Origin of the sequence: Mycobacterium kubicae (assembly GCF_015689175.1) — a bacterium.
GTDB classification, from domain to species: domain Bacteria; phylum Actinomycetota; class Actinomycetes; order Mycobacteriales; family Mycobacteriaceae; genus Mycobacterium; species Mycobacterium kubicae.
Genome location: NZ_CP065047.1, coordinates 3,999,366 through 4,011,657 on the forward strand (window position 1 = coordinate 3,999,366; position 12,292 = coordinate 4,011,657).

General features: G+C 66.2%; 12 protein-coding genes. 9 read left to right on the forward strand and 3 right to left on the reverse strand.

The window, feature by feature from the left end; translation table 11 throughout:
- Positions 1 to 115: 115 nt before the first annotated feature.
- Complete coding sequence (locus tag I2456_RS18730; protein ID WP_241007756.1) at positions 116 to 1,612, reverse strand: nucleotide-binding protein; 1,497 nt, start codon at positions 1,610 to 1,612, stop codon at positions 116 to 118.
- The gene (eccA, locus tag I2456_RS18735) at positions 1,612 to 3,447 is read right to left on the reverse strand and encodes a type VII secretion AAA-ATPase EccA (protein WP_085074785.1); all 1,836 of its coding nucleotides are present in this window, start codon (positions 3,445 to 3,447) and stop codon (positions 1,612 to 1,614) included. The genes I2456_RS18730 and eccA overlap by 1 nt, the downstream gene beginning before the upstream one ends.
- 239 nt (positions 3,448 to 3,686) lie before the next feature.
- Between eccA and I2456_RS18740 the strand changes: the two genes are divergently transcribed.
- From I2456_RS18740 to I2456_RS18780, 9 genes are all read left to right on the forward strand, one after another.
- Positions 3,687 to 4,016, forward strand: coding sequence for a hypothetical protein (locus tag I2456_RS18740; protein ID WP_068032659.1), 330 nt, complete (start codon positions 3,687 to 3,689; stop codon positions 4,014 to 4,016).
- Positions 3,998 to 4,363, forward strand: a complete 366-nt coding sequence (locus I2456_RS18745; protein WP_241007757.1) for a YbaB/EbfC family nucleoid-associated protein — start codon at positions 3,998 to 4,000, stop codon at positions 4,361 to 4,363. Before I2456_RS18740 ends, I2456_RS18745 begins: the two co-directional genes overlap by 19 nt.
- A 160-nt stretch (positions 4,364 to 4,523) precedes the next feature.
- Entirely contained in the window at positions 4,524 to 4,814 is a 291-nt protein-coding gene (locus tag I2456_RS18750) for a hypothetical protein (RefSeq protein WP_068032662.1), read from the forward strand.
- Between the two features lie 9 nt (positions 4,815 to 4,823).
- Positions 4,824 to 6,218 carry a hypothetical protein gene (locus tag I2456_RS18755; RefSeq protein ID WP_068165423.1) on the forward strand — a complete coding sequence of 465 codons (1,395 nt, stop codon included), beginning with the start codon at positions 4,824 to 4,826 and terminating at the stop codon, positions 6,216 to 6,218.
- Positions 6,219 to 6,232: 14 nt separating this feature from the next.
- Entirely contained in the window at positions 6,233 to 6,523 is a 291-nt protein-coding gene (locus tag I2456_RS18760; RefSeq protein ID WP_085074786.1) for a PE domain-containing protein, read from the forward strand.
- Positions 6,524 to 6,588: 65 nt separating this feature from the next.
- Positions 6,589 to 7,665, forward strand: a complete 1,077-nt coding sequence (locus tag I2456_RS18765) for a PPE domain-containing protein (RefSeq protein ID WP_068032668.1) — start codon at positions 6,589 to 6,591, stop codon at positions 7,663 to 7,665.
- A complete protein-coding gene (locus I2456_RS18770; RefSeq protein ID WP_068165419.1) occupies positions 7,662 to 8,474 on the forward strand; it encodes an ESX secretion-associated protein EspG in 813 nt (270 codons plus the stop codon). The genes I2456_RS18765 and I2456_RS18770 overlap by 4 nt, the downstream gene beginning before the upstream one ends.
- 82 nt (positions 8,475 to 8,556) lie before the next feature.
- A complete protein-coding gene (locus tag I2456_RS18775) occupies positions 8,557 to 8,826 on the forward strand; it encodes a WXG100 family type VII secretion target (RefSeq protein WP_163703918.1) in 270 nt (89 codons plus the stop codon).
- Positions 8,827 to 8,842: 16 nt separating this feature from the next.
- Positions 8,843 to 9,136: a WXG100 family type VII secretion target gene (locus tag I2456_RS18780; protein WP_068032673.1), complete on the forward strand. Its 294-nt coding sequence runs from the start codon at positions 8,843 to 8,845 to the stop codon at positions 9,134 to 9,136.
- 130 nt (positions 9,137 to 9,266) lie between these two features.
- Here the strand turns inward: I2456_RS18780 and I2456_RS28930 are convergent, their stop codons facing one another.
- Positions 9,267 to 11,657, reverse strand: a complete 2,391-nt coding sequence (locus I2456_RS28930; RefSeq protein ID WP_264019314.1) for a nucleotide-binding protein — start codon at positions 11,655 to 11,657, stop codon at positions 9,267 to 9,269.
- Between the last annotated feature and the right edge of the window lie 635 nt (positions 11,658 to 12,292).

Consider the following 12,292-nt stretch of genomic DNA (forward strand, 5'->3'; position numbering starts at 1 on the left):
CGAGTGGGCACCGAGGGTTCCGACCGAGCGGTCAGGGCGAGATTTCGGCGATGACGCCGCCGCGGCGGCACACTGGAAGCCGCCGATGCACAACCGGTACCGCGCCGGAGGCGTCCTAGCCGCGGGGTGCCCGGTCGCCTCGTTTGGTGTGCGCGAATCCGTCGGCGATCGAGGCGGCCAGCTCGAGGAACGCTTGGCGAGTTCGGCTGGCCATCAAGTCCATGACGATCTCCGACCCCTGAGCCAGGTGATCGTCGAAGGGGATGACGTGCACGGCGCGGATGCGGGTGAGGAACTGCGCGGCCAACTTGTCCATATCCACCGACGCCTTACCCGGCCGGGCGGCGCTGATGACCACCGTCGCGTTGGGCACCAGATGCGCGCGGCCATGGTGCTCGAGCCAGTCCAGCGTTGCGAATGCGCTGCGGGCGGCGTCGATGGCCGGTGATGCGACCAGCACAATGGCATCCGCCTCGTCCAGCACACTTTCCATGGCCGAGTGCACCAGTCCGGTCCCGCAGTCGGTGAGGATGAGGTTGTAGAACCGCTGCAGCAGCCGGATCACGACGCGGTAGTCGGCGTCGGAGAAAGCCTCCGAGGTGGCCGGATCACGTTCCGACGCCAGGATTTCCAGGCGACTCGTGCTCTGCGAAGTGTGCCGGCGGATATCGGAGTAGCGAAAGATGTTGTCGTCCAACAACAAATCGCGCACCGTGGAGCGGCTCTGGTCGGGCCCGCGTTGCGCCAGCGTGCCGAAGTCGGGGTTGGCGTCAACGGCGATCACACGGTCACCGCGGATGGCCGCGAACGTGGAGCCCAGTCCCACGGTCGTCGTGGTCTTGCCGACTCCACCTTTCATCGACAACACGGCGATGCTGTAGTCACCGCGGACCGGTTGGCTTACCCGGGCCACCAGCCTTTGCCGGGTGTTCTCCTGTTCGGATTCCTTGGGAGTCAACCCGGTGACACGGTGTACGACCTTGCGCCATCCGCTTTGCGGCAGGGGCCTGGCGCGGCGCACCAACCCCAGGTCGGTATGCGACGGCATCCGGGGCTCGTGGACACCCGGATACGGAGGTGGGGCACTCGGGGCCGCGTTGGTGAATGGAGTTGCCACGGGCGCAGATATTGGCCCCGGCGGCAGCAGCCGGGGGTCCGGTCGGGTGGGTGGCGCCGGCGGTGGTTGCCAATGGGCGGCCGGCGGTGCAGGCGTGGGAGGCGGCGGGGCCGCCGGACGCTCGGGCACAGGCGGGATCGGCACCACGGCGGTGCCTTCGGTCATGGGGCCCGGACGCACCGGCTGAGGCTGGGGTTGAGGCGGGGCCGCCTGGGAGGCGGGGATTTGAGCTGTCGCAATGGGATTCGCGGTAGGCACAGGCGGCAGGTCCATGACTCGAGTACCGGCTGCCATCGGACCCGGATGCGCCGGCTGAGCCGGCGGCTGATCGGCACCAGGCGCGGCCGGGGGTTCCTGCGCTGCCTCGGGCTCCTGAGCCTGCTTTTCCTCCTGCGCCAGCTTGGCCTGAATCTGCGCCACCGGAATCGGATTCGTGTCCGCATCGCTGCTGCGTTTGAAGCCCGAAGCAGGCTTGGGCGCGTCGGCGTCGCTCACTATCGCGTTCTCGAAGTCAGCTGGCGGGTGGACATCCCCAGCACGCTTTCCAGGGCGGCGCGCATGTCGCTGGCCTCGATACGCATCAACTCTGTTTCGTCGAGGTCTTCGACGCTCACGTCCAGGCGCTCGCTTAGCCGATACTCGCGTTCTTCCTCGGCAGCTTCGATGACGTTCCGCACGAACCGTCCGTTGCCCACCAGGTCGATGTCGCGGCGCAGGGTGCCCGATTCGTCGACCGACTGCCCCTCGTACAGGGTGGTGCACGCCGAGATGAGTTCGTCACAGGCCTCGTCGGACAGCTCGGAGTCCCGCATCTTGGCGATCAACCGACCGATATCCCCCAGTTCGGCCGGGTTATAGGACCCGAACCGAATCCGCTTGGTGAAGCGGGAGGCGATTCCTTCGTTGGCGGCCAAGAAGCGGTCGATCTCCGCGTCATATCCGGCGATGATCACCACCAGCCGGTCGCGGTCGTTCTCCATCCGGGCCAGTAGGGTGTCGACGGCCTCGCGGCCGAACGCATCTCCACCGGACAATCCGCTTTGAATCAGCGTGTAGGCCTCGTCGATGAACAACACCCCGTCCATCGCCGAATCGATGAGAGCCGACGTCTTGATCGCGGTGCTGCCGAGATGTTCGCCGACGAAGTCGCTTCGCTTGGCCTCGATGACCGCAGGCGTTTTCAGAAGCCCCAGCCCGCAGTAGACCTGCGCAACGACGCGGGCGATGGTGGTCTTACCCGTTCCGGGCGGGCCGGTGAACGCCAAGTGCAGGCTGCGTGATGCGGTGTTGAGGCCCTTGCCTTCTCGAACTTTGGCCAGCATCGCCGCCGACCTGAGCTTGGCCACCTGAAGCTTGACGTCGGACAGACCGATCTGGCGGTCCAGTTCCACCTGCGCGGCGCGCAGATACTCGTTGCCCCGCTCGGTCAGGCTCTCGGCGTCCATGTCCTGGGCATTGCGGGCCGTGCTGGGATCCCACTTGTTGGTGCGGGATTCGATGACTTCCTTGCTGCTGATGATGAGCCGGTATTTGGGGTCGTGCAGCGCTGCGGCATTCGCTTCGAAGCCAGGCTCTTCGCTGTAGATCCGCTCGAAGATGATTCGCGCCTCGGGTTCTTTGCCCATCTCCCGCAGCGTCAGGCCCTTGCAGAATTCCGCTGCCCGGCGTGCCGCTGGAATCGGTCCCTCGATCGCTTGATCGAGCCGGCGAATGCCTTCACCGAACAACCCCATCTGCGCGCACGCCGAACCCACCATGAGATGGGCCCCGGCAGCGATGTATTCGTCGGTGAAGGACGCCGAATCGGCCAGCGCGGTCAGCACATCGGGCCAGCGCTGGGTGGTGAAGTGCAGCACCGCCCGGACGTACGCGCAGATCTCGTTTGCACCCGAATCGCCATCGGGCATGGACCGTCGCATGATGTCGAGTTCGTCGAGGACCCGCTCGGCCTCGTCGTAGTCCTTGCCCTCGATCAAGCTGGCCGCGTACGCCAGCCATACCTCGGTAAGGGTGCTCAATGTGTAGTCGAGGTACAAGCCGGTCTGGAACCGGCCGCTCAGGGCGTGCCGGGGCAGTCCCAGCCGGCGCTGTTCGCGGTTCAGGTTCTCCTTGCTGGTACGCCACAGGTGGTAGATCACCTCGCTGCTGGTGTCACCGGCCGCCGCGCGTCCCAGCCACGCGTCACTCATCTGGGGGTCGTGCTCAGTCGCGCGTTTGAAGGCCAGCGCCGCGTATTGCACGTCGCGATCGGTTTCCAGCCCGTCGATGGGGATCCCCAGTGACAACACGCCGGCGTCGAACACCCGCTGCGCATCCCTGGTGCCGCTCATCGAATCGGTGTCCTTACTTTCGTGCCCACTTCACGTGCGTCGGCGACGCTCGTGCCACGATGAATCCGCACCCGAGTCCCGCGAAGCGAGCACGTAGCGTCCTTCCCCCACGTCCTGGCGGTAGAACGTATTGTACCGATCTGCCGAGTCGCATTTCCTCGCCGAATTTCCCCGCGGCTTGGCACTAATGTCTAAGCAGTCGTCTACGCAGTGGGTCGAAGCCGGGGAGGTGAGGCCGGATGCCACCACAGCAACCCGTTCGGTCCCGCACCGGGACCATCGCCGTCGTCACCACCGAGCGCGGGCTGCCGACAGCGCTGCGGATCGACCGGAGTGAATTGGCCAGGCCCCCGCACGAGCTGGCCGCCGAGATCCTCGCGCTATGTAGGTTGTCGGCGCTGCGCGCGCAGGTCGCTTATCGAAAGGGTCTGGTGGACAAGGGCATAGCGCCCTCGGTGATCCGGGAGCTCGGCCTGCCCACCGACGAGGACCTCGCCACGGCCGAAGCAGAGTTATTCGGTGAAGACGACGACGACGAACCTCCGGCCACATGGATGAGGTCGCTGTGACGAGCTTGGCGCAGTCGGTGATCGCACGGGCGATCAAGCAGCGTGACCTGCTGCAGTCGATGACCGAGCAGTCGAAATCGATTACAGCGCGGGTGACCAGCCGCGACCGGGCGGTCAGCGCCGAAGTCGACGGGCTGGGCCAGCTGACCGGATTATGGCTGGGCCCTCCTGCCAGCAGTCTGGACCCCGACGCCTTGGCGCAGCTGATCGTCGACACCGCCCACGCCGCGGCGCGCGTAGCCGCGGAACGGTACAGCTTCCTGCTCCAGGAATTCACTACCCGAATGGACGAACTGCAGAAGGCTCCGCTGACCCGGTCAGACGGCACCACAGTCCACCCGGAGTAGCCGCCCCACGGAATTGGGCCTACTGCCGGCTCCGAGGTGAATCGCGCGTTTGGCAACGGTCTGCTTAAATTCGTGCAGTTTTTAGCCGAGGGCGGCGCTTAAGGTTGAACGATCAGCGTTAGCTACAGGTCAGCGGGATATTTGGGGGAAGAAGCCGAACATGACTTTCGAAATGCAACCCGAGTTCATGCAGGGACTCACGGCCGCACAAGAGGCCGCGTCCACCGCGATCACCAGTGCTTTCAGCGCGGTGACTCCGGCCCAGCTGAGTTCATTCTCGATGGCCCTGGGTCCGATCGCCGTAGCGAACATGATCCCGGCGATGTACGAATCCACGGCCAACAACGTCACCAGCGGGATGCTCACCGCGACCAATCATGCGTTGCTGGGTGGCGCGACGCACATCTCGCAAGCCGCCTACCTCGCCGCGGATTCCGCGACTGACGTCTAGGACCACAAGATGGGCACCGCCGACCCTGCCCCGCAGGCGGGGTTACCCGGCCAGGTCGATCCATTTCCCGACTTCGATCACCAGCCGGTCGTCAATCAGATCGAGAATGACCTGCAAGCCTGGCTCAATCGGCCGGTGCAGGACATCCTGAACCAGTTCAATCTCGGGCAGTTGCCCTCCGGGGGCCCAGAGTTGGCGCTACCCGGGCTCCCCGGCGAAGATATCCCGGCCCAGCTAACCGGGGCGCCGGGCGGGATGGGCAGCAACTTCGCCAGCGGGTTGCTCAAACCGGTCACCGACATGCTCGGCACGCTGGGACCCGGCCTCTTCCAGGGGATGAATCCGACGCAGATGTTCGACGGCGTCTCCCAGGCGTTTCAGTCTGCGGCGGGTGGGCTGCAACAAGCACTCGGCCAGATGATGGGCGGCATGGGCGGCCAGGGTTGGGCCGGTGCCGGTGCCGGTGCGGCCGCCGCCAAGACCGGAGAGACGCTGGCAAATGGCGCCGCCGTCGGCGCGCAAGGTACGGCCTTGGGCGGTGAATACACCGCGGCGGCAGCCAACGTCGCGCAGGGTCAGGCACGGCTGCTCGAAATCCTCACGCAGTGCCAACACGAACTCGAGGCGCTGGCGGCGGGGCTGCCCTGGACCGCAGCCAACATGGTCGAATCTGCGTCCCGAGCCAGCGCCCTGGCCACCGAATGCATCACCGAACTGGAGAGCACCCTGACCAGTCAGGCGGCCACCACCACCGCGACCGGCGCGCCGGTCGCGATCACCCAGGGCCCCCAGATGGCCATGGGAATGCTAGGCCCGATGATGTCGGTGGGGATGAGCATGATCGGCCCCGCGCTGCAGGTGGGCATGATGCCGCTGACCATGGGCGTGCAGGCAGGCACGCAAGCTCTGCAGGCGGGCATGCAAGCGGGCACCAGTTTGGCGTCCGGGTTGGGGCAGGCAGCGCAGGGGGCTGCCGGCGCCGGCTCGCCGGCTGCTGCGCTGGGCCATGCGGGCCGAATGGTCAGCGCGGCGCATCCCAGCGGCGGTGGCCACGGCGGCGGTGGCGGGCCGGGTGCCACCACACCGGCCCGGGCGACACCGTCCTCGCCGATGGTGCAAAACGAGAGCAATGCCGGCGCCGCCATGGCCCGGGCCGCGGCGGCGCGACCGTCTATCGGCGCTGCCGGGATAGGCGGCGCGGGGATGATGGCTCCGGGCGCCGCCGGCTACGGGGCGCACGGCGGCAAAGCGGGTGCCAGCGGCAGCCACACGTCCGCGTCGTTCCTGCACACCACCGACCAAGGCGGCGAGATTGTGGGTGATCTCGGCACCGCTACCCCACCGGTGATCGGTGAAGCCGTACCCAACCCCGATGACGACCCCGACATCAAACTTCGGATATAGAAGGAAGCACCGCAATGGCTGAACACAACCGCCTGTCAATCCGGCCCGACGAGGTCACCGAGGTCACCAGGCAACTCGACGAACTCGCCAACCGCATGCAGCGCGTGCTGGAAACCGAGGCGCCCAACCTCAACGTGATCGCATCGGGCCACGACGAGGTCTCACAACGGGTCGCCCACACCCTCAACGAGGTGCATGGCTCCTTCACGAAAGCATCCGACTTGGGCGCCAACGAGCTTCACGAGGTGTCGGCCACGTTGCGTTCGCACTCTGGACGCATCGCGGAAGCCGACCTCGCCGACTGACACACCGAACCGAACAGTCGCATGGGGGCGACTTCGGCCTGGACTGAGAGAAGGGGGGCCAAGGCATGGGATTCACCAATGTGGTGTGGGAATCGCGCAGCACCGAACAGCTGGCGCGGGATTTGACCGAGGGCCCGGGCCCGTCTTCGGTGGGCGAAGCCGGCGCGGCGTGGATTCGAGTCGCCAACGAGTTCGCGAAAATCTCGCAGGATTACGACCAGATCATCGAGCGCTTCCGCGTGACGTGGCAGAGCAGCACGTCAGAAGCCGTGGTGCGCAAACTCGAAACGTTCGGCAAGTGGCTGCAAGCGGCCAGCCTAAGCGCCGCGGCCAACGGGCGTAAGGCCGAAGAGGCGGCCGTGGCCAACACCGTCGCCATCCTGTCCATGCCCAGCGTCTCTGAAGCCATCGAAGCCAAAGCGGCGCAAGACATGATGGCATCGCTGTCGGCCTACAACGGCGCTATCCTGCAAGGCAGCTTCGCTGAATTCGACGAAGCCGCTTCCGCCCAGCAGACGGACGCCGCAGCGGTAATGCACCGCTACGAGGACGCTGTCGCCGATCTGGCGCAACCCTGGGAGCAGCCCGTTGCCCCGCAAGTGACGAACAGTGGAGCACTCAAAACGGAGAAGGACGGCAAAGGCGGCGGCTCAGGTGGCGGCGGAGGTGCCGGAGGTGCTGCGCCGCGCCAACTTTCGCCGATGATGGCGACTCCGGTGAAGTCGAGCGGTGAGTCGAAGCCATTGAAGAAGGTGAGCTTTGCCAGCGACGCCTCGGGCAGCAACGGATTCGGTCGCGGCGCTGGCGGTTATGCACCGATGGCCGGTCATCGGCGCGACGAGGGCGGCCGCGCCTACGAGTCGTTCCGCGAAGCCGAAACGCTGGAGGGCGGCGGTGAAGCGGGTGCCGGGCTGTCAGAAGCCGGCCATTCCTGGTTGCCGGCCGCACAGCAAAGCGATGCGCCTTTCCTGGTGTCGAACGTGAGCTGGGGTCCGAACACAGCGCTCTTCGACGACCTGGCCAGACCTGAACCGCAGCACGTCGACGGCTTCGCCGAAGAACCGGAGCGCACCTTGCAGCAGGTCTCTGATCGTTGGGTCTCGCCGCCGGTGATCGGCGCCGACCAGGAGGTGTCATTGTGACCTCCGCTCTGACAATGGATTACACGCTGACCGACGACGAGCTTCAGATCATCGGAATGCGCGTCGGCATCCAAGACTTCCCCGTGGTGCTGGGTGTGAGACCCCGGTACGGCACCGTCGACGCGCTCACGACGGCATTTGACCGGGCTACCCGTAGCTTGGTTTCGCGAGGTCTGATCACCGACGGCGCGATCGAACCCGAGCTGGTACCGCTACTGCACGCGTTGCACCGTCCGCACCGAGAGCTGGCCATGCGGCTGGTCACGCCGGACGGGATGGCCCGGGTGACGATCGTGCGCCGCGGTGACCTCGAGGTGGTCGCGCGGCGACTGGGCAATGACATAACGCTGCGGGTGCTCGATGGCCCCGCAGATCTCAGCGCGGTCACCCGTGCGTTGCTCGGTGAACTGCCGCGGGCCCAAGCTGTGCAGTTCGCTCCAGTACCCGCGCCGTTGGAAGCGGTCGGCAGCTACCTGGTCGGTACCCATGATGCGGCCCAAATGGCCGATCGGATAAGGGCTTTGGGCGCCGAGCCGCGAACAGCGATGACGCTGGGTGCGGCGCTGGCAGCCCGCGTCGCCTTCGCCGAGATCGTTTACTACGCGCTGTTGAGCGACGAGGACCGCATCACGCGGCAGCCCGCCGCGGTCGGGGTGTTCTACACCAAGCACGGCCGCATTGTGGGCGCGCCCAGTGTCTCACCCAGCGGGCAGCTGTGGACCACGCTGAAGCCCGGCTCAGACCATGCCCTGGGCCAAGCGGTCAATCAGCTCGTCGAGTTATCCGCGGAACGATGGGAGAGGCGCTAAGTAACAGTTGAAGAACCAGCTAAGCATTCCAAATAGGCACTCTCCGAAGGTATTCCGGAGAACTACCAGATAGGAGATGGAGATGGGTCAAGTTGCCCTGTCACCGGAACAGGCACAACAGACGCTGAGCAACATCGAGGAGCAAGTCCGCCAGGTGAAGTCCCGCCAGCAGGACATGCGGATGCGCGCCCAAGAGATGGTCGAAAGCTCGTGGCACGGGGGGCAGGCCAAGCGCTTCGGCGAGGCCATGCAGGCGCACGATGAGGACCTGACCGCGGTCGGCAATGAACTGGACCACGTCGTCGCGGAGGCTCGGGACAAGGCCAAGCAAATCGAGCAACAGGCACTGTGAGAAGGAGGAATTGACTATGGCTAATAGCAGCGACATCCTGTACAACTTCGCCGAAAACCACGATGGCCTGGACCACATTCAGCGAGTCGTCACTGACATCCAGACGATCGCCGAAGACGTTCGTAAGGTCTTCCAGGGAATTTCGGATCTGTGGGAAGGCGCGACGCCCGAAGCTCTTCAGGCGGCTCACCTCCGAATCAACCAGAAACTCGAGGACTTCCTGCACGCCATTCAGGCCACTGGCGCAAGCGCCAGCGACCAGCAAGACGAAATGCAGGCACTGGACTCCAGTCTCGCGGGCGGTTTCTGATCTCACTGGCGAGGGGCCCGGACTCACCGGTTTCGGAGGGTCCGGGCCTTCGCTATTGAGCGTCGAGTGTGCAGATCCCGACGCCACGCGCCCAAAAAGCGTCGTGATAAGCACTTTCGGCGAACTTGCTTCAGGACTGTTCGCGCGGACGCAGCCGTCCGAAATTCTGCGCCACGGAGCCGGCGAGTTCCAGGTAGGCCTGCCTCGTCGCGGGATTGAGCCGGCCGAAATCCACGTCGGCGCCCTCGGCAAGGTGAGGGTCAAAAGGGATCAAATGGATTGAGCGACAGCGAGTCTGGAAGTGGTCGTAAACCTTGTCCAGCTTGAGCGCGGCCGATCCCGGACGAGAGGCGCTGAGCACCACATGCGCTTCCCGCACCAAGCCCGAATGCCCGTGCTGCATCAGCCAGTCCAACGTTGCCGAGGCGCTGCGCGCGGCGTCGATGGCCGGGGAACTCACCAGCACGATCGTGTGCGCCAGATCCAGGATGGCCGACATCGCCGAATGCATGATCCCGGTGCCGCAGTCGGTCAGGATGATGTTGTAGAAATGCCGCAAGATGTCCACCGTACGCCGGTAGTCATCCGCGCCGAAGATCTCCGATACAGCCGGATCCTGTTCGCTGGCAAGCACTTCCAGACGACTGGTCGCCATCAGCGTGTGATTGCGGACGTCGGCGTAGCGGTTGATATTCGGATCTGAGAGCAGGTCACGGACGGTCGAACGAGTCGAGTAGTCACCGACCCGCTCCCCCAACGTGCCGCGGTCGGGGTTGGCATCGACTGCGATCACCCGGTCGTGCCGGACGGTCGCCAAGGCCGAGCCCAAACCAAAAGTGGTGGTTGTCTTTCCGACACCGCCCTTGATGGACAGCACCGCGATACGGAAGTCACCGACGATCGGCTGCCGGATCTCGGCGAGCAGATGTTCCTGCCGACGTTCCTTGCGCGAGGCGCCGGGGTTCACATGCCCCGACGTCGCTTTGTGCACCGCACGACGCCAGCCCGACGGCGGCGCGAACCGATCGGGATTGGCGATCTCGGCTTCCTCAATTGGCGGCGGCACCCGGAAGGGCTGGTACGTCGGGGGCGGTCCGCCGGCGGGCGGCTGCGGTGGTGTCGGGTGGGGGCGCGCCTGCTGGTCGGTGCGCATTGCAGGTGGCTGCTGCTGCGCTTGCGGCGCGACCCGCCGACCGGGCGCCGGCCACCAAGGCGGAGGCGGGAAGGCAGTGGGCGGCAACGGTGGTGGCAACGGCGGCAGCGCGCCCGGACGCGGCCGGGCGGGCGGTTGGCTGGGCGGTCCGTAATTCGGCGCGTGCGGCGGCATCGCTTGCGCCGCCGGCGATTCCTGCGGTGGCGGTGCTGGTGCGGGCGGCGGTGGCGGCGCGTACGGCGCGACCGGCTCTTCCGAACCGACATGCTCGAACTGCGCGGTGACCATTGGACCCGCCATCTGCCAGGGCGGAAGGGCTGGACGACGGGCGGTCGCCCCCTTGGAGCGCTCCTCACGTGGGGGCTCGACCTCCGTAGGCGGTGACGGATCTTTGCCCGGTTCCGAGGACGCCTCGACAGGTTGATCAATCGCCGGCTCGGGCGGTGACTCCAGATCTTCCGAATGTGGAACCGACGGTGTCTCAACGGCTTCGGCTGGACTCTCCGAGATCCACTCGGTGGACTCACTCGCCAGCTCGTCAGCGTCGGCAGGACTATCCGACGTCCACGCGGCCGCAGCCTCATTGTCGTTGCTCGCAACCTCGGACGGTTGCTCCATCGGTTCCGCCGATGCCCGAGCCCGTCTAGCCGCCATCTGCTCGAGAAGGGCGGCAGCCCGCATCTCGATTTCGTCAAGCTCGCCCGCCGGCGCGGGTTCGGGTAGCGCTGCGTCCTGCGCGGGTGGCTCTAATGATCCCGGGTCCGCCTCGCGCGACGGCTCCGGAATTTCTACGGGCTCGGCCAACCATCCCGGAGGCGACGGTTCGGTTAGCGGCTCAGGCTCGACCGTCGCCGCACCGGGTGACTCAACCTCGGCGGGTGTCTCCGGCTCCTCGAACCGCCATTCCGGCTCGACCGTGGACTCCGCCTGAGCGGGCGCCTCAACATCCGGCGAATGGTGCTCTTCTGCACCTAGTTCCGTAACCGGTGGGTCGACCTGCCACTCCGGCTCGAGCAGCGACCCGAGGCTCGGCTCGGCCTCCACCGGTGAGGCAACCTCCGCAATGGCCTCCGCCTCCTCGAACCGCCACTCCGCCTCGGGCGTCAATTCAGGGCCAGCCTCCACCTCGACCGGGGGCTCGACCCGGTCCACTGGCAAATCATCCGCCGAAACCTCTTGGTCGGCAGCTAGTTCCGTAACCGGTGACTCGACCTGCCACTCCGGCTCGGGCGTCGACGCGAGGTTCGGCTCGGCCTCGACCGGCGAGGCAACCTCCGCAATGGCCTCCGCCTCCTCGAACCGCCACTCCGGCTCGGGCGTCAACACGGGGCCGGGCTCCGCCTCGACCGGGGGCTCGACCCGGTCCACTGGCAAATCATCCGCCGAAACCTCTTGTGCGGCGGCTAGTTCCGTAACCGGTGGGTCGACCCGCGACTCAGGCTCGGGCATCAACTCCGGACCAGACTCCGCCTCAACCGACACCACCTCACCCGGTGAGTCAGCCTCGACCGATGCTTCAACGTCTGACGAAGCAGGTTCCGCCACAGGGAAATCCGCCGCCAGCTCCGCAAAACGCCACTCGGGCTCGGGCGTTGACTGCGGAGCATACTCCGCCTGAGTCGTCCCCTCGGTCGGTGGCTCGACCTCCGCCGGCGCCTCCGTCTCCGGCTCTGCCGCAACTTCAGACACTTCCTCTGGCAGCGGCAAGTCAACCTCGGGAGCCGAATGAGTCGTCTGCTCGTGAGCGATGTATGACGAAACGCTGTCGTCCGCTGACCCGGACACTGAATCCTCAGCTATTTCATGGACAGCCGAAGGGTCGGGCGCAGATGGATGTATCTCATGCGGGTCGGTGGCCACGGGCGGAGCAGTGGGCTGCGGCGATGGCTTCGCATGGGCATCCTCCGGCCGGTTCTCAGGGGCGACAAACGCCGCACGAAGGCGCGACGGCAGTGGGACGCGCGGTGGCGCGCCGGGCGACTCCGCGGCTCGCGGTGCGGGCG